Source organism: Marinobacterium sp. xm-d-530 (assembly GCF_013283365.1).
Lineage (GTDB): Bacteria > Pseudomonadota > Gammaproteobacteria > Pseudomonadales > Balneatricaceae > Marinobacterium_E.
The window spans coordinates 180,096-199,916 of record NZ_WBYM01000005.1 but is presented as its reverse complement, the minus strand read 5'-3'; the positions used below and the strand labels follow the sequence as shown (position 1 = coordinate 199,916).

At 48.1% G+C, this 19,821-nt stretch carries 18 protein-coding genes; 16 read left to right on the top strand and 2 right to left on the bottom strand.

Features of this window, described 5'->3' with window-relative positions; genetic code table 11:
- Nucleotides 1-141 precede the first annotated feature (141 nt).
- The 13 genes from urtA (at nt 142) to ureG (ending at nt 11,144) form a co-directional block, all read left to right on the top strand.
- Nucleotides 142-1,425, top strand: coding sequence for an urea ABC transporter substrate-binding protein (gene urtA / locus XMD530_RS09880; protein ID WP_173507108.1), 1,284 nt, complete (start codon nt 142-144; stop codon nt 1,423-1,425).
- 69 nt (nt 1,426-1,494) lie between these two features.
- Nucleotides 1,495-3,108, top strand: a complete 1,614-nt coding sequence (gene urtB, locus XMD530_RS09875) for an urea ABC transporter permease subunit UrtB (protein WP_173507107.1) — start codon at nt 1,495-1,497, stop codon at nt 3,106-3,108.
- A gap of 4 nt (nt 3,109-3,112) precedes the next feature.
- Entirely contained in the window at nt 3,113-4,195 is a 1,083-nt protein-coding gene (urtC, locus tag XMD530_RS09870; RefSeq protein ID WP_173484045.1) for an urea ABC transporter permease subunit UrtC, read from the top strand.
- Nucleotides 4,195-5,031 (top strand): urea ABC transporter ATP-binding protein UrtD, encoded by an 837-nt coding sequence (gene urtD / locus XMD530_RS09865; protein ID WP_173484044.1) that lies wholly within the window; start codon nt 4,195-4,197, stop codon nt 5,029-5,031. Before urtC ends, urtD begins: the two co-directional genes overlap by 1 nt.
- 4 nt (nt 5,032-5,035) lie before the next feature.
- A complete protein-coding gene (gene urtE, locus XMD530_RS09860) occupies nt 5,036-5,731 on the top strand; it encodes an urea ABC transporter ATP-binding subunit UrtE (protein WP_173484043.1) in 696 nt (231 codons plus the stop codon).
- Between the two features lie 8 nt (nt 5,732-5,739).
- Nucleotides 5,740-6,564, top strand: coding sequence for an urease accessory protein UreD (locus tag XMD530_RS09855; RefSeq protein ID WP_173507106.1), 825 nt, complete (start codon nt 5,740-5,742; stop codon nt 6,562-6,564).
- 213 nt (nt 6,565-6,777) lie between these two features.
- Complete coding sequence (ureA, locus tag XMD530_RS09850; RefSeq protein WP_173483649.1) at nt 6,778-7,080, top strand: urease subunit gamma; 303 nt, start codon at nt 6,778-6,780, stop codon at nt 7,078-7,080.
- An 11-nt stretch (nt 7,081-7,091) separates the two neighbouring features.
- Nucleotides 7,092-7,400, top strand: a complete 309-nt coding sequence (locus XMD530_RS09845) for an urease subunit beta (RefSeq protein WP_173484040.1) — start codon at nt 7,092-7,094, stop codon at nt 7,398-7,400.
- Between the two features lie 9 nt (nt 7,401-7,409).
- The gene (gene ureC, locus XMD530_RS09840; RefSeq protein ID WP_173483651.1) at nt 7,410-9,113 is read left to right on the top strand and encodes an urease subunit alpha; all 1,704 of its coding nucleotides are present in this window, start codon (nt 7,410-7,412) and stop codon (nt 9,111-9,113) included.
- A 16-nt stretch (nt 9,114-9,129) separates the two neighbouring features.
- Nucleotides 9,130-9,618, top strand: coding sequence for an urease accessory protein UreE (gene ureE / locus XMD530_RS09835; protein WP_173484039.1), 489 nt, complete (start codon nt 9,130-9,132; stop codon nt 9,616-9,618).
- Between the two features lie 38 nt (nt 9,619-9,656).
- Nucleotides 9,657-9,869: a hypothetical protein gene (locus XMD530_RS09830; protein WP_173484038.1), complete on the top strand. Its 213-nt coding sequence runs from the start codon at nt 9,657-9,659 to the stop codon at nt 9,867-9,869.
- Nucleotides 9,859-10,518 (top strand): urease accessory UreF family protein, encoded by a 660-nt coding sequence (locus tag XMD530_RS09825; protein ID WP_173507105.1) that lies wholly within the window; start codon nt 9,859-9,861, stop codon nt 10,516-10,518. Before XMD530_RS09830 ends, XMD530_RS09825 begins: the two co-directional genes overlap by 11 nt.
- 8 nt (nt 10,519-10,526) lie before the next feature.
- Nucleotides 10,527-11,144 (top strand): urease accessory protein UreG, encoded by a 618-nt coding sequence (gene ureG / locus XMD530_RS09820; protein ID WP_173483655.1) that lies wholly within the window; start codon nt 10,527-10,529, stop codon nt 11,142-11,144.
- Nucleotides 11,145-11,248: 104 nt separating this feature from the next.
- Here ureG and XMD530_RS09815 read toward each other — a convergent pair whose 3' ends face one another.
- Complete coding sequence (locus tag XMD530_RS09815) at nt 11,249-13,486, bottom strand: ATP-dependent DNA helicase (protein ID WP_173507104.1); 2,238 nt, start codon at nt 13,484-13,486, stop codon at nt 11,249-11,251.
- Nucleotides 13,483-15,144, bottom strand: coding sequence for a VRR-NUC domain-containing protein (locus XMD530_RS09810; RefSeq protein WP_173507103.1), 1,662 nt, complete (start codon nt 15,142-15,144; stop codon nt 13,483-13,485). Before XMD530_RS09810 ends, XMD530_RS09815 begins: the two co-directional genes overlap by 4 nt.
- Nucleotides 15,145-15,274: 130 nt before the next feature.
- On the opposite strand from XMD530_RS09810, the gene XMD530_RS09805 reads away from it, so the two are divergent.
- From XMD530_RS09805 to XMD530_RS09795, 3 genes are all read left to right on the top strand, one after another.
- The gene (locus XMD530_RS09805) at nt 15,275-18,802 is read left to right on the top strand and encodes a response regulator (RefSeq protein ID WP_173507102.1); all 3,528 of its coding nucleotides are present in this window, start codon (nt 15,275-15,277) and stop codon (nt 18,800-18,802) included.
- 84 nt (nt 18,803-18,886) lie between these two features.
- Nucleotides 18,887-19,501 (top strand): YitT family protein, encoded by a 615-nt coding sequence (locus XMD530_RS09800; protein WP_254446210.1) that lies wholly within the window; start codon nt 18,887-18,889, stop codon nt 19,499-19,501.
- Nucleotides 19,502-19,509: 8 nt separating this feature from the next.
- Nucleotides 19,510-19,800, top strand: a complete 291-nt coding sequence (locus XMD530_RS09795) for a hypothetical protein (protein WP_173507101.1) — start codon at nt 19,510-19,512, stop codon at nt 19,798-19,800.
- The last annotated feature ends 21 nt before the right edge of the window (nt 19,801-19,821 follow it).

The following is a 19,821-nucleotide window of genomic DNA, read 5'->3' as shown; positions in this document are numbered from 1 at the left end:
AATATCAAATAGATTAATATTAATTATTTAAACTATTGTTTTAAAACACAAATAAAATTAATTATTCCAAAATTTTAAAAACTGGCACGCACTCTGCAATAAGTAAAACATCTTGGTTACTAATCAAAGGAGAAGACCCTGATGTCTAAATCAACTATGTTTAAATCTGCTGCGCTAGCCTTAGCTGTTTCTGCAACGAATCTTGTGATGGCGGCTGATACGATCAAAGTGGGCGTGCTTCACTCACTGTCGGGCACAATGGCGATCAGTGAAACAACACTGAAAGACACCATGCTGATGCTGATCGAAGAGCAGAACAAAAAGGGCGGTTTGCTAGGTAAACAGCTTGAGCCTGTGGTTGTCGATCCAGCGTCTAACTGGCCACTGTTTGCTGAGAAAGCGCGTGAGCTAGTTGAGAAAGAGAAGGTAGATGCGATCTTCGGTTGTTGGACATCGGTGTCACGTAAATCGGTTCTTCCGGTTATTGAAGAGCTAGACAGCCTCATGTTCTACCCAGTTCAGTACGAAGGTGAAGAGTCGTCTAAAAACGTCTTCTACACAGGTGCTGCGCCAAACCAGCAGGCGATTCCAGCGGTTGATTACCTAATGAACGAGTTGGGTGTTGAGCGTTGGGTGCTAGCCGGTACTGACTATGTCTACCCACGTACAACTAACAAAATCTTGGATGCTTACCTAAAAGCGGCGGGTGTTGCTGAAGAGGACATCATGGTGAACTACACGCCATTCGGTCACTCTGATTGGCAGTCGATTGTATCGGACATTAAAAAGTTCGGTTCAGCGGGTAAGAAGACTGCGGTTGTCTCTACCATTAACGGCGATGCCAACGTACCTTTCTACAAAGAGCTAGGTTCACAGGGCATCAGCTCTGAAGATATTCCAGTGGTTGCTTTCTCTGTCGGTGAAGAGGAGCTATCTGGTATGGATACTGGACCGCTTGTAGGTCACCTAGCTGCTTGGAACTACTTCATGAGCGTTGATAGTGAAGTGAACGATGAGTTTATCGAGAACTGGCACTCATTCATTGGTAACGAAGATCGTGTAACCAATGACCCAATGGAAGCGCACTACATCGGCTTCAACATGTGGGCTAAAGCGGTTGAAAAAGCTGGTACAACGGATCCATCGGCTGTCCAAGATGCTCTCATCGGTGTCTCTGTACCAAACCTTACAGGTGGCCTATCCACTATGATGCCAAACCACCACATCTCTAAACCGGTTCTGATCGGTGAGATCCAAGATGATGGTCAATTTGAAGTGGTCTCTTCAACTTCAGGTTTGGTGGTTGGTGATGCATGGTCTGACTTCCTAGAGGGTTCTAAAGACCTTATCTCAGACTGGCGCCAGCCACTCTCTTGCGGTAACTACAACGTGAAGACCGCAACCTGTTCTGGTCAGAACTTCTAATCTTTCTTAACAAGAAAAGACCAGGCGGCAGTATCTGCCGCCTTTTTTCCACCTGTAAGGAATCTCATTATGATTCGATCTGTTAGCAAATCGCTTCTAAGCTCTCTGATGCTGATCATCTCGCTGCTTGCTCTGCCAGTTCTAGCAGGCGAGGCTGAGTTTAATCAGTACGAAGAGAAGCTGACAAAAGCAAAGTTTACTGAAAAATCACGCATTATTAGCGACTGGATGGCTACCGGTTCAGGCGAGGCCCTATCCTTAGTTCAACTGATGCTCGACAGCCAACTCTACTACCACAAAAAAGAGAAGCAGCTCTATCGAGTTGAGAAGGCTGAAAAGGGGGCTGAGGCAATCAGGCTGCGTGATGGCAGTTTGGTTGTGATCGACAATAAGCGCCACTTTAAACGTGTCAGTATCAATAACACTTTGCGTTCTGAATTTGGTGCGCTGCTTTCAACCGCGGCTCTGCTTGCAGAGAGTCCAGCGGATCGACGCAGTGCTGCCCTGGATTTGATTGGAACCGCAACTCCAGAGGTGGTGGGTCAATTGCGTGAGCTCATCAAGTCTGAATCCGATTCCTCTGTTCTAGAGGCCTTTAATATCGTGCTAGCTGTGGCGGACCTAAACGGTGATAACACAACACGAGCAGCGAAAGCCATTACAACACTTGCGGATACCCTTGAGCCCGCGGCTCTGGCGGCACTGACACAGTTTGTTGAGCGCTCCAGTGATGAGGTGCTTGTTGCGGCTGCTAATAAGGCTATACAGACTCACCAAGATCAGGCCTCTTTCTACTCGGGTGTTGAGACTGTCTACTTTGGACTTAGTTTGGGGTCGGTATTGGTACTTGCTGGAATTGGCTTGGCCATCACCTTTGGTGTGATGGGGGTTATTAATATGGCCCATGGTGAGCTGATCATGATCGGCGCCTACACGACCTATGTCGTGCAACTATTGATGCCTAACTCGATTGAGTACTCCCTATTTGTCGCCATTCCAGCAGCGTTTGTTGTCTCTGGTCTGGTAGGTATTGCGATTGAACGAGGTGTGATTCGCTTCTTATACGGTCGACCGCTGGAAACGCTGTTGGCGACCTTCGGTATCTCACTGGTATTACAACAAGCCGTGCGCTCGATCTTCTCACCACTGAACCGTAGTGTTGAAACACCCTCATGGATGGCCGGTTCTATAGAGATCAATCCACTTCTCTCGCTAACAGAGAGTCGTCTTTACATCATCTTCTTCTGTCTGTTTGTCTTTGTTGCTCTGTCGCTAGTCATGAAGCGAACCCGCTTGGGTCTTCAGGTACGAGCGGTATCACAGAACCGTGCGATGGCTCGTGCTATGGGCGTTCGCTCTGAGTGGGTTGATGCGATGACCTTTGGTTTGGGGTCGGGCGTTGCCGGTGTGGCCGGTGTAGCGCTTTCACAGCTGACCAATGTGGGGCCCAATTTAGGCCAGGCCTACATCATCGACTCCTTTATGGTGGTGGTCTTTGGTGGTGTCGGAAACCTCTGGGGAACCCTGGTTGCAGGCTTGAGCTTAGGACTGGCAAACAAGGTCATGGAGCCTTGGGCGGGTGCAGTGTTAGCGAAAATTCTCGTGCTTGTGTTCATCATCCTCTTTATCCAAAAACGTCCACGTGGCTTGTTCCCACAACGCGGTCGAGCAGCGGAGGGTTAATTCGATGTTTCTATTACAGATTCTTAAAAATGATAAGGGCGGACGTTGGCTTATTGGCCTCTTGATCGCTCTGATTGTTGCGGTTCCGGTGCTGAACAGTCTGCCAGCGGATTCAGCTCTTCATGTGCCGACTTATACCATCTCTCTACTGGGTAAATACCTGACGCTGGCGCTTCTAGCGGTTGCAGTCGATCTGGTTTGGGGCTATTTGGGCATCCTTACTCTAGGGCATGCGGCATTCTTTGCGTTGGGCGGATACGCAATGGGTATGTACCTAATGCGTCAAATTGGTGATCGAGGTGTCTATGGGAATCCCGATCTGCCGGACTTTATGGTCTTCCTAAACTGGCAGGAGCTTCCCTGGTTCTGGAGCGGTTTTGATCAGTTCTGGTTCGCAGCCTTAATGGTCCTATTGGTACCAGGGTTGCTGGCTTATGTCTTTGGCGCTCTGGCTTTTCGTTCTCGCGTTTCAGGGGTCTACCTGTCGATCATCACTCAAGCGTTAACCTACGCATTAATGTTGGCGTTTTATCGCAACGAGATGGGGTTTGGTGGTAACAACGGCCTGACCGACTTTAAAGACATTATCGGATTCAGTCTGTCTGATGATGCGACCAAGATAGGACTCTTTATTGCCAGTGCTGTGGCTTTAATGGTCGGATATTTGATCAGTCGTGCGTTAACTGAAAGCCGCGCGGGCAGAGCCTGTGTCGCAGTGCGAGATTCTGAATCGCGTGCTCGCTTTATGGGTTACCGTGTGGAGAACATAAAACTCTGGGTATTTACTATCTCGGCCATGATTGCCGGCGTCGCCGGTGCACTCTACGTGCCTCAAGTGGGCATCATCAACCCGAATGAATTTTCGCCTCTGAACTCCATTGAGGTCGTGGTCTGGGTCGCGGTGGGTGGTCGTGCCTCGCTCTATGGCGCGGTGATCGGTGCGCTGTTAATTAACTATGCAAAATCTTACTTCACCGTCGAGTTGCCCGATGTTTGGCTGTTCGCTCTGGGTGGTCTATTTGTACTAGTCACGCTCTTTTTACCCAAAGGGGTAGTGGGACTGATTCGTAAAAAGGAGAGCGTCTAATGTCTGGATTCTCACTGCAGGAGTTTATGCGTCGTGATCAGGTGTTCGATATTGTGAATGCCGCACAGAGCGAACGACTCAATGTCGACAAACAGATTCTTCTCTATTTGGAAGGGTTATCGGTTAGCTTTGATGGCTTTAAGGCGATTAATGATCTCAATCTCTACATACGAGATGGGGAGTTACGCTGCATCATCGGGCCAAATGGTGCTGGCAAAACGACCATGATGGATATTATTACCGGTAAAACAAAACCCGATACAGGCACCGCCTATTTTGGTCAAACGATTGATCTGCTCAACATGGATGAACCAGCCATTGCTGAGGCAGGAATAGGGCGCAAGTTCCAGAAACCGACGGTGTTTGAGAACCTATCGGTGTTTGCCAACCTGGAGTTGGCGATGGCACAAAATCGAGATTTCATCTCGCTTTATACTGCCAAGCTAAGCTCTGAACAGTCGGATCGAATTGCCGACGTGCAGCAGCTCATCGGTTTGGCGGAGCACAGTTTTAAACTGGCAGGTGCTCTGTCCCACGGACAGAAGCAGTGGTTAGAGATCGGCATGCTGTTAATGCAGCGGCCACGACTTCTTCTGGTGGACGAACCCGTGGCGGGCATGACTCACCAAGAGATGGACAAGACCGCAGAGCTGCTGATCTCGTTGGCCGGAAAACACTCAGTGGTGGTGGTTGAACACGATATGGAGTTTGTTCGAAACCTAGCCGAAGGTGGTCGCACCGTGAGCGTGCTGCATCAGGGTTCGGTGTTAGCCGAGGGTACCATGGATCAAGTTCAGAATGACGACCGCGTGAAGCAGGTCTACCTTGGAGAGTAGTGGGATGCTTGAACTTAACAAAGTGAATCAGTTTTACGGTGAAAGTCACACCCTTTGGGATCTTGATCTTGCTGTTCAAGAGGGTGAGTGCAGTGTCTTAATGGGGCGCAATGGTGTTGGCAAAACGACTCTGTTGGACTGTGTAATGGGGCACAACAAGATCAAACAGGGTGAGATTCGTTTCATGGGGGAGGATATCTCTAAGCTTAGCGTTGAAAAGCGCCCCTATATTGGTATTGGTTATGTGCCACAGGGTCGTCAAATTTTTCCGTTGATGACGGTTGAGGAGAATCTACAGATCGGATTGCCTGTATTGCCGCGCGGTGCACGCAAAATACCGGACTATATTTTTGATCTATTCCCCGTTTTAAAAGAGATGCTGGCTCGTCGTGGTGGGGATTTGAGTGGTGGACAACAGCAACAGTTAGCCATTGCTCGAGCACTCGTAGTCAATCCAAAATTGTTGATTCTGGATGAGCCTACTGAAGGTATTCAGCCCAATATTGTCCAGCAGATCGGCGATATCATTCGCCAATTGAACCAAGAGCTTGGGCTGACTGTTCTGCTCGTTGAGCAGAAGCTCCCGTTTGCTCGCAAAGTCGGAGATGTGTTCACACTGCTAGATCGCGGTCGCAATGTTGCTGCTGGCTCAATGGATCAACTTGATGATACATTGGTTTCAAAGTATCTAACGGTTTAAGGGATATTGTGAACGCACTGACTGGCCGCCAAGGGTGGCATGCTGAACTGACGCTTGGTTATCAACTGCGCGGTGATAAGACGCGCTTGGTGGACTCCAAACGGGAGGGACCATTGGCTGTACAGCGCGCCTTTTATCCTGAAGGCGAGGTATGCCACACCTACCTCCTACATCCCCCCGGAGGTGTGGTGGCCGGTGATGACCTCAATATCGATTTGCAGGTCTCCAAGGATGCTAAGGTTCTACTGACAACACCAGGGGCGACTAAGTTTTATCGCTCTATCGGCCCTGTTGCGGAGGTCTCTCAGCGCTTAACGGTCGCTGGTGGCGGCTCTTTAGAGTGGATGCCACTGGAGAATATATTCTTCCCAGGCACCCAATCCCATATTGTCACCGAAGTGCATTTAGAGGCGGGCGCTCATTTTATCGGCTGGGAGATCAACTGCTTTGGTCGCCCCTCTAATGAAGAGCGTTTTGAAACCGGGCAGTTAAGTTCAGAGATGCGAATCTATCGTGACGGCGAACCTGTGATGTTCGATCGATTTGCAACCGATGGAGCTTCCCTGATCGACAGTTCGATCGGTTTAAAAGGGGTGTCAGGTTATGCGTCGATGGTCGCGACCGTTGATGATCAGGATCTGTTAGAGCAGGTTCAACAGCTGCTGTCAGATGACCCGCTTTCAGGCGCGACCCTGATGGATGGTCTACTGGTTGTTCGCACCATTTCAGAGCAGAGCCAAGAGGTTATTTTCCTCTTTTCTAGCGTTTGGCGTCTCATTCGACCTCAATCTCTTGGAAAAGAGGCCGCGGCGCCCCGCATTTGGGCAACCTGAACCAAGTTAATTCTTAAACGCACTTAAGTGGTGCGTTTTTTTTGCCAAAAATCCAGCCGGGTTATTCTGATTGTTGTCAATTTTTGGATTTTTCTAGACGATGTCTGCAATTTGTTCGATTTTATTCGCTTTTTAGGCTTTTTATAAAAACTGGTCTCTATTTTGCTAAGTCTAATTTATTAACTCTCATGAACACCGCTTAAGGGAACTATCATGGAACTGACACCCAGAGAGAAAGACAAACTACTGATATTCACCGCAGCGCTGCTCGCTGAACGTCGTAAAGATCGTGGTTTGAAATTGAACTACCCCGAAGCGGTTGCGCTCATCAGTGCAGCAGTGATGGAAGGGGCACGCGATGGTCGCACGGTTGCTGAATTGATGGACTATGGCCGCACCTTGCTGACTCGTGAAGAGGTTATGGAGGGGGTGCCTGAGATGATCCATGACGTTCAGGTTGAGGCGACCTTCCCTGACGGGACTAAATTGGTCACCGTCCATGAACCGATTGTTTAAGAGGTGGCTTAATGATTCCAGGTGAATACAAAGTTGATGCGGGCAGTATCAATCTCAATGAGGGTCGAGAGACCATCAAAGTCAGCGTCGCGAATACCGGTGATCGTCCGGTTCAGATTGGCTCTCATTACCACTTCTATGAGGTCAATGAAGCCCTCATTTTTGACCGTGAAAAAGCACGGGGTTTTAGACTAAACATTGCCGCGGGAACAGCGGTCCGTTTTGAACCAGGTCAATCGCGCGAGGTCGAGTTGGTGGCACTGACGGGTGACCGCGTTGTTTATGGATTTCAAGCCAAAGTCAGTGGCCAATTGGATTAGGAGATCAGAATGTCTGTTATTGATCGCACCGCGTATGCAGAAATGTTTGGTCCAACCACAGGAGACCGTGTTCGCTTAGCGGATACCGAGCTCTGGTTAGAGGTCGAGAAGGATTACACGACCTACGGTGAGGAGGTTAAGTTTGGTGGCGGCAAGGTTATCCGTGATGGTATGGGTCAGAGCCAAGCCTGCCGCGTTGATACACCGGATCTGGTCATTACCAATGCATTGATTCTTGATCATTGGGGGATAGTAAAAGCCGATGTTGCCGTTCGCGATGGTCGTATCTTTGCGATCGGCAAAGCCGGTAATCCTGACATCCAACCTAATGTTGATATTGTCGTTGGTCCCAGTACAGAAGTGATTGCCGGTGAGGGCAGTATTCTAACGGCTGGCGGGATTGATGCTCACATTCACTTTATCTGTCCGCAGCAGGTCGATGAAGCGCTCTGCTCAGGCGTCACCACAATGATCGGGGGTGGAACAGGCCCAGCCACCGGTACTAATGCAACCACCTGTACACCGGGTGCATGGAACATTGCTCGAATGCTGGAGGCAGTAGACTCCTTACCAATGAACTTCGGTTTTTTAGGTAAGGGTAACGCCAGTCTTCCCGAGCCGTTAATCGAGCAGGTTGAAGCGGGTGCCATCGGGCTTAAATTGCATGAAGATTGGGGCACTACGCCCGCTTCGATCGATAACTGCCTGAGCGTTGCAGAGAAGTACGATGTTCAGGTAGCGATTCATACTGACACATTAAATGAATCAGGCTTTGTCGAAGCGACTCTGGATGCGATCGGTGACCGTGTGATTCACACCTACCACACAGAGGGAGCGGGTGGTGGTCACGCACCGGATATCATCAAGGCTGCAGGGCTTAAAAATGTGCTGCCTTCGTCGACCAATCCAACACGCCCATACACCATTAATACGGTGGATGAGCACCTCGACATGCTGATGGTTTGTCACCATTTAGATCCCAGTATTGCTGAAGATGTCGCCTTTGCAGAGTCACGTATTCGTCGTGAAACCATTGCTGCAGAGGATATCCTTCACGATCTGGGCGCTTTTTCGATGATCTCATCAGATTCACAAGCGATGGGTCGAGTTGGGGAAGTTGTCATTCGTACCTGGCAGACTGCGCATAAGATGAAAGTGCAGAGAGGCCCTTTAGAAGCGGACTCTGAGCGCAACGATAACCATCGTTTGAAACGCTACATTGCTAAATACACCATTAACCCGGCCATCGCCCACGGGATTTCACACGTAGTGGGGTCAATTGAGGTCGGCAAACTGGCCGATCTGGTGTTATGGAAACCGGCTTTCTTTGGCACTAAACCCAGTCTGGTGTTGAAGGCGGGTATGATCGCGACGGCCCCTATGGGCGATCCTAATGCATCCATTCCAACGCCTCAGCCTGTTCACTATCGTCCAATGTTTGCCAGCATTGGTAAAGCGGCTCAAAGCACGTCAATGACCTTCCTATCTCAAGCAGCTGTCGCTGCTGGAGTGGCTGAAGAGCTTGGTCTGCAGTCGATGATCGGCGTGGTAAAAGGGTGTAGAACCGCCACCAAAGATCAGATGGTTCATAACGATTGGCAGCCCGATATTCAGGTGGATCCTCAAACCTATGAGGTCACTGCAGATGGCATGACGTTAACCTGTGAACCGGCCGAAATATTGCCGATGGCGCAGCGCTATTTCCTATTTTAAGTAAGACAGTAACGAGATGATTAAACTGAATAAAAAGCTGGAGTCCCATTCAGTTGAAACCGATCTGACGCTTGAGTTGACCATTGATCAGCGCATACGCAGCCGTCTGAGAGTAACGCTCTCTAATGGTACAGAGGCCGGTTTGGATCTACCACGCGGGGAGATACTTCGTGGGGGCGAACAGTTAACGAATGATGACGGGGTGGTTGTGACAGTGCAGGCCGCGGCTGAACCTCTGTCAGTGGTTAGAACCAGTGACCCACTTCTAAAATCACGTATCTGTTATCACCTAGGTAACCGACACGTGCCACTTGAGATCAATGATGAGTATGTTAGCTACCAACATGACCATGTGTTGGACGACATGGTGGTTGGATTGGGTGGTGTAGTGACCTGTGAGTCACTGCCGTTTGAACCTGAGGCTGGCGCCTATGGTGGTTCTAGTCACGGACACTCGCACAGCCATTCACACAGTCATTCAGATGATCATGAACATTCACATTAATTCTTTATAGATTAAGTATTTAACAGGAATATAAAACAATGAACATTAAATTATTGTCGCTTCTTATGATCGCCCCAACTGCGGCCTTTGCTCATACGGGTGATCACTCTAATTTGGCTTCAGCTTTGGGGCATGCCTTCTCCTCAGTTGAGCATGCTGCACTCTCTTTGGCCGTTGTTGGCTCCATCGCAGCAACACTGGCCCTAGCGACCCGTATTAAAACCAAAGCACAGGCGCAACGTGCTAAGTGATCTTCGTCTTTTTCAGCTGATCAGTCCGTCACTGCCGGTCGGTGCATTCACCTACTCGCAAGGGTTGGAGTTGGCGGTTGAAGCGGGCTGGGTAGACTCTCAAGAGCGATTTGAAGCCTGGTTAACAGAACAGTTAAATCACTCCCTAACGACACTTGAGCTACCGATGCTGGATCGAATGCTTAACGCCTTATATGAAGCCGATGCACAGGCATTTAACCAATTGACAAAAGAGTTGATCGCTTGGCGCGAAACTAAAGAGCTTCGTCTTGAAGAGAGACAGCGTGGGGCGGCGTTAGCGCGCCTGCTTCCTCAGTTGGATGTAAACCTAGAAGGTCTCTTGTTGGAGGCCTGCCAGCGAACACAATTAGCAGGTATCGCGATTGCCGCGCATCAATGGCAAATCCCTCGGGATAAACTGTTTGCTGGTTACCTTTGGAGCTGGCTAGAGAATGCCGTTATGGCTGGCGTTAAGCTGATTCCACTCGGTCAGACACAAGGCCAGCAGACGCTACAACGAATGGCCTATTCAATAGAGCAGTCAGTTGAACATTCCAAAGGGGTATTAAACCCCAGTAGCGTGACGCCAGCATTAGCGATTGCAAGCAGTCGACACGAAACACAATACACACGATTATTTAGATCTTAGGAGCAGTCATGAGTGACTATAAATCCCCACTTCGAATTGGTGTAGGTGGTCCAGTAGGTTCAGGTAAAACAGCACTACTCGAGGCGTTGTGTAAAGCGATGCGAGATCACTACAACCTTGCCGTTGTGACCAACGATATCTACACCCAAGAGGATGCAAAGATTTTGACTCGCGCTGAAGCGCTAGAGCCTGATCGCATCATTGGTGTGGAAACGGGTGGTTGCCCGCATACCGCTATTCGTGAAGATGCCTCAATGAATCTAGCGGCAGTTGAAGAGCTGGCTAAACGACATAAAACGCTGGATCTTGTCTTTGTTGAGTCTGGTGGTGATAACCTCAGTGCCACCTTCAGTCCAGAGTTGGCGGATCTTACGATCTACGTCATCGATGTGGCAGAGGGCGAAAAGATTCCTCGTAAAGGTGGGCCCGGTATCACTAAATCGGATCTGTTGGTGATCAACAAAATCGATTTGGCCCCTTACGTCGGTGCTGATCTCTCGGTAATGGAGTCAGATACCAATCGAATGCGCCCCGAGAAACCTTGGGTCTTTACCAATCTAAAAGAGGGAAAAGGGCTGCAAGATATCATCGACTTCATCGTGCATCAGGGGATGTTGGATAGTTAATTGAAGCAGCGGATGACAGGCTGAAGGCCAGTCACCCTAACCAGTGCATCGCGGCCTTTATAAGACCGCTCCAACGGTTCGTTCGCCGAGTTGGTGTTGGCGCCTTATCGAAGATGAGGCGATGGCCACCAGCTCGGTAGCATCGCCTGTATCTCACGCGATGCAAATCGAGGATCAATCAGCGTCAGCGTTCCTCGATCCTCAGCCGTGCGTATTAAACGCCCACAAGCTTGAATTACCTTTTGCAAACCTGGGTAAAGGTAGGTGTACTCATATCCCTTTCCGAATCGCTCATCAAAACTGTTTCGCATCAGATCATGAAACTCATCAAAGGGCGGTAGGCCCAAGGTGGCAACCGTTACGCCAATCAGTCGATCTCCTGGAAGATCGACCCCTTCCGAAAAAAGACCACCCAGTACTGCTAAACCCAGTTTTCGACTCGTTGGTGAAAAAGCATCTAAAAAGTCCTGTCGCTCGGCATTGGACATGGCCTGCCTTTGCGGATGCAGATCAATCTCTGGATCCATCTCAGCAATAGCCTTTTCAATCTCGTTTAGATAGCTAAAGCTGGAGGCAAAGAAGAGGTGGTTGCCAGGATTTTGGTGATACAGCTCCACCAGTAACTCTGCGATAGGTTGTATCGAACGCTCTCTGAATTGATAACGAGTATCGATATCTCTGCGAAGGGTTAATCGGATCTGGTCAGGTTCAAAGGGAGAGGGCAGTGACCCTGATACGGGTTCATTTAGGCCAAGCAGTTGTTGGTAGTAGCCAAACGGCTTTAGCGTGGCAGAGAAGAGCGTCAAGCTGTGAAGAGATTGCCAGCGCTCAACAAGGAATAGCGATGGATCCATATTGAGTATGGCTAACTCGCCTCTGCCTCTAAGGCGTTTCTCTACTCGGGCAATGGAGTGCTCGCCAAACTGTTCAGCCAACTTTAAATAGGCCGAAGAGGCAAAGAGTAGATTTTGCAGCTCCATGCTTGATGGATCGGTGGCCAGCTCTTCACCGATGACTGAGCAGAGTTTCTGCAGTGCATTCTCTAGTTTGTCTGGTAGGTAGTTAATAAACTCTTGTTCACCTGTTCGATCACTAAATAGCTGTTGCCAGGCACGTTGCACAGAATCCAAGGCGCGTTGTAAATCCTGATTGTTAGTATCAAAACGATAATCAATCTGGCGAAGTTCCAGCGAGTAGAGGTCGCGACAGCGGCTGATCAAATTGTGAGACTCATCCACCAGTGCCGAGACCTTTCGCTCATCTTGAACAAGGTAGCCATACAAAATAGCACTAGATGCCAGAAATTGATTGATATCAGCCACCACAATATCCGCCCAGCGCGCCAGTTCTTGCCCTAAAAAGTAGGGGCAGAGAGAGTGCTGCTTGGCGAGCCTTTGCAGAGCGGTCTGATCAAAGGTCTGTAGTTGTTTTGTAAACGCTTCATCACGAGCAGCCGGTAGGCGATCAAAAAAGCCTTTTGCCAGTGGGCAGCTATCGCCCTGGCAGAGTTTGTCAGGTTCGATGCAGCCCGCCTCTTTTGAGGTCATCTCAATGAGCGTGAGTGGAATGGGTGAGTCGCTTTGAATTAACTCAAAGGCATCCAGTGCCACTCTACGGGCTGTATTTCGGGTTGTCAGATAGTAGAGGCTGTCCAACGACTCGGTCTGAAGCGCCTTAATCGCTGGAAACAGGGTGCCCAAGGTTTTTCCTGAGCCAGTGGGTGCCTCTATAAGTAGTTGTTTAGCTCTGTTGTTCGCTTTGTAGACGGCTTCAGCCAGCTCCCGTTGCCCTTTTCTGAAATGGGGAAAAGGGAAAACGAGCGACGCAATATGGCTTTGCCGAGCCGCTCGGTGTTGATCGAGAGTGCTCTGCCAAGTTTGATAGTGAGTCACTCGTTGTTTGAGCTCTTCGATCAGCTCTGCAGCATTCACAGTAAAGTCGAAGTGTGTAACTTCGTCGGAAGCGATCTCCAAGTAGCTCAATCTTAGATGGATCTCATGCAGTGATTCACTCATGCATAGCATGGCACCATAGCTACGAAGTTGTGCCAGATGAAGCTGTCGCTGTCCCGTTGACTGGCGTTCAAGATCCCCTCGGTGTGTCTTTATCTCTTCAACACGATTCTGGCTAGGGTCCCAACCATCGGCTCTGCCTTTTAGCTGGAAATCTTTGATATCCACAGCCACAGGGAACTCTGGGATATAGCTCTTGGGACGACGCATTTGCAGTCGTTTATGCCCCTGTATTCCCTCCAGTGCTGTGGGGGCCGGCGTATATCTTAGATCGATATCACCAGATCGATCACAAAACTCACATAGGGTGCGAACGGAGAGGGCTCTCATTCGGGGTGGCTCCACTCGATCCAGTAGACGGAGCAGGGGATGTCATGACGAACAAAAAAATCGAGCCAGAGTTTTTGGTTGTCTTGAATGCGATCGCCTGGCCCCTTCACTTCGATCAGTTCATAACTCTCGTCGTCACTGTTAAATCGAATCAGATCAGGAAGACCGCTACGATGCGTTCTAATATCCATCAAAAGTCGTTCAAAAATCCTTTTTAAATGATCAGCAGGGATAAAATTTAATGCCCGCTCAACAAGCTCCTCTGTCAGTACAGACCAATGAATGAAGCTGTTTGTTATACCCTGTTTCTCTCTAAATCGTTGCCGAATGGTTTCACGATACTGGCCCGTTTCGATTTGAATCATCGCCTCAGTGATGAGAGGGTAGCGTCTCTCTTTGAAGTTACTTCGGTAGAGGTCGGCCGGGCGGGATTGGAAGGGGTTAAAAAAAGCGCCTGGAACCGGGGCATAGATCACATCCCAGAAGAGCAAGCCAAAGAGTCCATTGATTAAGTGGTTTTCGACGTAATGGCTGTGCGAGTTTTCGCTCGTTAAGTGCTCTGCAACCTGTCGTTCAACGGATACCCCCTCTATTTGATCCAGGGTTAATCTCTGTTGAGGCGGGGCTAGGAGTGTAGACGCACTGTACTCAACGCCCAGTTTTTTACTGCTACGTTTTAACAGACGCTGGTAGGCAAGTTGAGTTAGCGGAGTAGGGTTTTCCTGTTGTAATAGCCGTGTCCGCTCATGACACTCTTCCAGTTTCCCTAAGCGCTCTAACAGGCGGAGTTCGCGTATGTGAGCATCTTGAATACTCAGTTGCTGATAGACCCTTAGCGCCTCTGTTTGATCCTCGCGCTCCAACTCTCTCGCCAATAGATAGAGGACGCGATCTTTGCGACCTGCCAGCCAACTGCTTATCGGTTCGATTCTTTGGGTGGCTAGGACTCTCTCTTCAATCGATAAGAGACTATCGCCGGTCAACAGATGCTCTAATTCGATGTATTGATCAAGGTCCTCTCTGCGATGAAACGCTCGACTCTCTAGGCTAAGTTCAACGGGCTCATATTTGAAGTAACCTAGCTCCGTAACGACAAATTCACTCCAGCTTTGATGCAGGTTGCCAAAAAACATCAACTTGAGACGCTCAAACAGCGGATCACACAAAAGATGGAGAGTATCACCAAGCAGAGGTAGATGCTGGTGAAGGGGAAGGGGGGCAGTGCTACTCCTTTGCAGTGAGTCATACAGGGTCTGTTTTGAACTGCTTTTACTCAATGGCTTTGAGCTAAGTTGGTTGTGAAGCATCAACAGCTCTTGCCGATTAAGCAGTTTGAAACACTCTTGAACGGATAGCGGTTGGTTGAGTGCTATCAGTTTGGCACTTACTAATGAATCAATTAGCGCTTCAGTTGGCTCTATGATCTCTTGGTAGTGATCGATGTGGCGCATCAAAAATTGAGATTGGCTGCGCATCACCATTCTTATTAACAGTGCCTTCGCTGGCTCGCTCAATGACTGAAATTGAGACAGTCTATCTAACTCTTCTTCTGTAAGAAGATCCTGATAAACCTTAACGACCCAGTCGATCAGTGTCTGTGCATTTTGTAGGTAATAGAGAGGGTTGGTTAACTCGGCTGAAGTGATTGAATGGGTCATCTTAATGAGCTTATCTCTAAACCGAAAAGGCTACAAAGTAGAAAGAAAAAAACCAAAACATTGGTTTCATTATGCCAGAAATGGACTACTCTTAAATGAGGACAAATCCCTTTTCTATCGGAAGTTATAAATGCAGTTCTCTCTTGGTAGCAATCTATTCATCAATGTCTTTTTACGATTATTAATTGTTCTGTTAGTTCCAATAGGGCTATACAGTTACACGATTATTGAGACTGAGACAGCGCGTTACGACAGTGAACGTCAAGTTACTGATGACCTGCTTGAATCCGTTGGGGTCGTTATCCAAGAGGATCTTGATTTTCTATCACAAGATTTAGAGACGTTGATCAACTCCAAAGAGATCATAGAGTACACCAATAACCCCAGCGAAGAGGCTAGACAAGGTGTTGAAAACTACTTCGCGCTTCTTTCAACGGTCAGTCGACGTTACGATCAGGTTCGAATCCTCTCAAATCTTGGGTATGAAACCGTTCGAGTGAACTACTCTTCAGGCGAGGCTGTCATCACTCCCACTGAACTTCTGCAAGACAAATCCAACCGTTACTATTTTTTCGAAGCGTTAAACCTAGGTCCGAATGAGAGTTATGCATCACAGCTTGACTTGAATGTTGAGAATGGTCAGATAGAACAGCCCCATAAACCGATGATTCGTTTAAGTCACAAACTGATAAACGATGCTGGCGATCTGGTGGGTGTACTAATACTGAACTATCTAGCCGATAACATTCTTCATGAGATGGATGTGGCAGCAACGCTTCCAGGGATTATTGAGTTGATTGATGATGAGGGCTACTGGATCTTTGATGAGACAGGTCAATTTAATTGGAGTCGCCAACTCGGCGGGCAAAGCAGTTTTGCCGATACTCACCAGGCGATCTGGTACTCACTCAAAGCCACTAACGATAACCAGGTCAATAAAATAGAGGAAGCCTCAGTGGTAAGGCTTCAATACCCTCGTTCTATCGGAAGTCTTGTCGTTGAATCGCCCCGATCACTCTATCTTATCTCCGAGTTTGAGCCCCTCAATCTTCCGAAGCTGGTACAAATGGAGTTGCTTCAACCCATTCCCATTGGCGTTGGACTAACCTTGGCGTTATTAAGCCTGTTATGGAGCCGTGCGGCCGTTAAAGAGTTGATTGCAGAAAATACTTTAAAAAATGAGTCTGCGATACGTGAAAAGATCATCAGTAACTCACTGATCCCGACCATTTTGATCACCGATAAAGGTCTGATTGTTGAGTTTAACCAGGCGGCCGAGAAACTCTTTGGCTATACACACTCAGAAGTGCTCAATCAAAACGTCAAAATGCTGATGCCGGATCCTATGAGGTCACATCACGATGGCTATTTAGACAGCTATAAAAGAACCGGCGTTAAACATGTAGTCGAAAGCTCGCGAAAAAGTTTTGCACTGACAAAAGAGGGTCAGACCTTCCCAGTCGAAATTGCCGTGACTCAGGTCTGGATTGGTGAGAAACCCTATTTTGTCGGTAACCTGCGTGATTTGACGACAGAGTATGAACTGGAAAGCCAAGCTCAAGCCTATCGAGAAGAGCTAGAGCAAGCGGTAGAACAGCGCACAATGGAATTGGCTGCAACGAACGAAGAGCTGATCAGTCGTTCACAAGAGGCGGAAAGGCTCGCCGCGGTTAAAAGTGAATTTTTAACCAATATGAGTCACGAAATTCGTACCCCTCTGAACTCAATCATTGCCATGTCACAGATGCTGCAGCGCAAAGGCAGTCAGTTAGATGCTGAACATATTGGTGCTCGATTAATCGCCGCAGGACAATCCCTACTTGCGGTGATTAATGACATTTTGGACTACTCAAAACTGGGTGTTCACAAGCTGGATTTATCGCCCATTACTTTTGATTTAGAAAAATTGGTCAACAACCTATCAGCGATCATGCACAGCGCTGCACTGAATAAACCGCAGGTTGAGTTGGTGATTAACAATGCCACCCATCTGGAAAATCAGGTAGTGGGTGATGAAGTTCGCATTCAACAGGTCTTGGTTAATCTTATCGGCAATGCGATTAAGTTTACTGAGTCGGGCTACGTCAAATTAGAGATCATTACGCTCAGTAAAACGGCCGATTCTGTTGAGCTGCTTTTCTCGGTCAAAGACAGTGGTATTGGCATAGCCGAAGAGAATTTAAATCTGATATTTGAAGCCTTCGAACAGGGCGAAGCAAGCACCCATTCAAAATTTGGGGGGAGTGGTTTAGGACTCTCAATCAGTCAATCACTCCTTAACTTGATGGGATCTACACTGAAAGTTGAGAGTCAGCAGGGTAAGGGCAGTACTTTCTCATTTATGCTAACCATGCCTTTAGGTGATGCGTCCGTTAGACACCAGAGCAGCTCACTGGATGTATTAATCGCAGACGATCATGAGGTGGCGCGTGAAGCGATTCGATCCATTGTCGACTCGATTGGTTGGCGCTCTGAAGTGGTCAATGGTGGCGCTATGGTCATTGATAAAGTGATCAAGGGATCAGAAATTAAAGATATCATCCTGTTAGATTGGGATATGCCGGATGTGGATGGATTAACGGTTGCGAAGCAGTTGAAAACTCATTTGCCTAGCGATAAAACGCCGATCATCGTCATGGTGACTGCTTACGGAATGGATCAAGTTAAAAGCTCATCTGACAGTCAATACGTGGATCTTATTCTCGAAAAACCGATCACAGCATCAGATCTGTACGATGCCTATCAAAAAACAATTCAACCGAACGCGATTCAATACAAAGATCATGCGGCCCACTCATTGCAGGACATACGACTGTTGGTGGTAGACGATAATGAGTTTAACCGTGAGGTGGCGGTTCTCTCGTTTGAATCAGAAGGGGCGAGTGTTATTACCCTAAATGATGGGCAAGAGGCGGTAAATTGGCTGAAAAATCATGCTTCTGAGGTCGATCTTATCTTAATGGATGTGCAGATGCCCACCATGGATGGTTATCAAGCAACAGAGACGATACGCAAAGAGTTGAAACTGGATATTCCAATTGTTGCTTTGACTGCGGGCGCTTTTGAACAGCATAAGCAGGCAGCTCTGGAGTCCGGAATGAACGACTTTATCGCCAAACCTTTTGATATTGATAGGTCGATCGAAGTCATCAATAAATGGGTATCAACTGTAACCAAGGTCGATGAGCTTTTAATAGAGGATTTTGAGCTTCGTCTAAAAAATCACTCGACTCCAGACCGTAATGATGTACTCCAGCAAACTACTGATAATGCAGGCCTCAGACAAGAGGCTGCAAACATCTCTACAGAACAATCAAAGGATGCTGAAGAGTTTGATTCCGAATTTTTCAATCGAGAGCAGGCACTCTCATACTGGAAAACAGAGTCCAAACTGAAGAGCTATTTGGTTAGGTTTAAATCGGAATATCAATCGGTTGATGAACAGCTAAAAACACTGGACCCAGTTGCAGCTGAACAGTTAGCACACAAGTTAAAAGGGGCGTCAGCTGTGTTGAGTTTGCCAGCAATCAGTCACCAGGCTAAAGCGTTGATGGATGTATACAACTCACCAAGTCTTGGAGATGTTGATCTATTAATCGATGAACTTAAGACGATACTCGATGAAACTTGGCGTTTCATCGATCAGTATACCCAGTAACTCTCAACCCATTCCTAAGGTACAATCGTCGCTACGAATTAAACGATCCGGTGGCGATTGTGCCTTAGTTATAGGGATGAAACCTTGGAAAAACTCAAATTAGAACCGACCAAGCACACACTGTTTGAAGATCTGCAAGCCATAGTGACGGGTACCCTTGCTGTAGCTATGGGTGTTCTTTTTCTTAAAGAGGCGGGCTTATTAACAGGGGGAACCACGGGGTTAGCAATCTTAATTCACTACTCAACCGGTTTTAATTTTGGGTTGACCCTGTTCCTAACCAACTTGCCATTTTACCTGCTGGCTATCGCTCAGATGGGGTGGGTTTTCACCTTAAAAACCATGCTATCTGTTGCACTGGTCTCCTTACTGACAGAACTGATTCCAAACTGGTTGGTCATAGAGGGAATCGATCCTCTGTTTGCCAGTATCGGTGGTGGCCTCCTTATTGGGATTGGTCTTCTAATTGTCTTCAGACATCAAGCGAGTTTGGGTGGATTGAATGTTCTCGTGCTCTTCATTCAAGAACGCTACGGTATTCGTGCTGGCAAATTACAGATGGTGCTGGATTCACTGATCGTGATTGCTGGTTTGTGGTTAGTCACCCCATGGCTTTTGACCGTCTCTGTACTCGGCGCCATCGTATTGAATTTCGTCCTGACCACCAATCATAAACCGGGCCGCTATACAGGTTTCTAGGAGTCATAATGAATCGCCGTTGTCCTGTCTGTCAAACGTCCCTTAGAGGGCCGGAATACTCCCGAAAGCGCCAATCTTACCTAACGGCGTTCGACTGCCCATCCTGCGAAACGCCACTGAAGCTGGCCAATGATGTTTACTTATGGGTGTTGCTAGCCTTTCAAGTTCTGCCAATCTCCATGTTGTCAGAACAACTCACTGAAACTCGCCTAGCAGAGACCTTAATGACCGGCTCAGGTCTTTTGACTCTGATTGGAGTGATTGGCGTTGTTGTTCGATTTCGTTACGTGAAAGCCTGAAGTGCTTGGGTTGGTATAAGA

Excerpts from the sequence above, each read along its gene's own strand:
- urtC (WP_173484045.1), top strand. The coding sequence starts at position 3,113 with ATGTTTCTATTACAGATTCTTAAAAATGATAAGGGCGGACGTTGGCTT.
- XMD530_RS09845 (WP_173484040.1), top strand. The coding sequence starts at position 7,092 with ATGATTCCAGGTGAATACAAAGTTGATGCGGGCAGTATCAATCTCAAT.
- XMD530_RS09805 (WP_173507102.1), top strand. The coding sequence starts at position 15,275 with ATGCAGTTCTCTCTTGGTAGCAATCTATTCATCAATGTCTTTTTACGA.
- XMD530_RS09830 (WP_173484038.1), top strand. The coding sequence starts at position 9,657 with ATGAACATTAAATTATTGTCGCTTCTTATGATCGCCCCAACTGCGGCC.
- ureC (WP_173483651.1), top strand. The coding sequence starts at position 7,410 with ATGTCTGTTATTGATCGCACCGCGTATGCAGAAATGTTTGGTCCAACC.
- urtD (WP_173484044.1), top strand. The coding sequence starts at position 4,195 with ATGTCTGGATTCTCACTGCAGGAGTTTATGCGTCGTGATCAGGTGTTC.
- XMD530_RS09815 (WP_173507104.1), bottom strand. The coding sequence starts at position 13,486 with ATGAGAGCCCTCTCCGTTCGCACCCTATGTGAGTTTTGTGATCGATCT.
- urtB (WP_173507107.1), top strand. The coding sequence starts at position 1,495 with ATGATTCGATCTGTTAGCAAATCGCTTCTAAGCTCTCTGATGCTGATC.
- urtA (WP_173507108.1), top strand. The coding sequence starts at position 142 with ATGTCTAAATCAACTATGTTTAAATCTGCTGCGCTAGCCTTAGCTGTT.
- ureA (WP_173483649.1), top strand. The coding sequence starts at position 6,778 with ATGGAACTGACACCCAGAGAGAAAGACAAACTACTGATATTCACCGCA.
- XMD530_RS09795 (WP_173507101.1), top strand. The coding sequence starts at position 19,510 with ATGAATCGCCGTTGTCCTGTCTGTCAAACGTCCCTTAGAGGGCCGGAA.
- urtE (WP_173484043.1), top strand. The coding sequence starts at position 5,036 with ATGCTTGAACTTAACAAAGTGAATCAGTTTTACGGTGAAAGTCACACC.
- XMD530_RS09810 (WP_173507103.1), bottom strand. The coding sequence starts at position 15,144 with ATGACCCATTCAATCACTTCAGCCGAGTTAACCAACCCTCTCTATTAC.
- ureG (WP_173483655.1), top strand. The coding sequence starts at position 10,527 with ATGAGTGACTATAAATCCCCACTTCGAATTGGTGTAGGTGGTCCAGTA.
- ureE (WP_173484039.1), top strand. The coding sequence starts at position 9,130 with ATGATTAAACTGAATAAAAAGCTGGAGTCCCATTCAGTTGAAACCGAT.